Consider the following 907-nt stretch of genomic DNA (forward strand, 5'->3'; position numbering starts at 1 on the left):
CTCCTTCAATAGAGACATTAAAGCGAACGGTGTTAGCAGGCACGTCAACGTAGAACAGTTTTTCGCTGTATGCTTCGCCACTCAGTTGAAGGCTTTGGTTCGCCGCCAGCTCCGTCACTTGCACTTCAGGATCGGTTGGTTCGCTTGGCTCTTCTGGGTCCGTTCCTGGTTGCTCCGGTTCAACTACCACTTCTAACGTATCCAACCAACGCTCAAATTCCGCATCATATTGTTGACCAAGCACAGTAACCTGCTGCGCCCATTGTGCAAACTGACCTGAACGAGACAACGCCAACAAGCTCTCTACATCTTGAGGGTGGTTTTCTAGCATGAAGCGAACCGCCAAGTAACCCCAACGGTAAATGCGGTTGCTATCGTGCGAGTATGTGGTGTCAAACACGGTTGAAAGACTCAGTTTGCCACTTGGGATCAGATCGATCGCGGCCTTGTAACCTTGTTTGTAATGCATGTATTCCGCAAAGCCTTCCAGCCACCAAACGATATGACCATGAGCTAAGTTGTCGCTGAATGAACCGTATTGGTTGAAACGTGCATCCAAGTAGTGAGTGTACTCGTGCTCAAGGTTCAAAATAGATAGATCTTCGCCATTCGCGTAGCGATAAGCCACGAAACGCGCCGTATTATCGGCTCTTGACGGGGTCCCCTCTAAGTACTGACCACCGTTATCCGTTGTATTGCCAAACAGGAATGAAGAGTAATCAACGTAACTGTCGTTGCTTGCAAACACCGCGACTTCAACACGATCGTTCAAGTCATCCGCCACTGGTTGATTGCCAGTATTCGCAACTTGATGGAAGTCTGCTTCTTTCGCAGCAAGCACTTCACACGCTTTCGCAGCTTGAGCATCGGTGAGATCTTCAGAGCGAATGATGGCAGGTCCCTGACA

The 907-nt window shown here is 49.4% G+C and carries 1 protein-coding gene; it reads right to left on the reverse strand.

From position 1 onward, the window contains the following. On the reverse strand, nucleotides 1-907 hold a 907-nt coding region (locus R7O13_RS25135; RefSeq protein WP_318304977.1), incomplete at both ends, for a collagenase.

Source organism: Vibrio sp. Y176 (genome assembly GCF_033438945.1).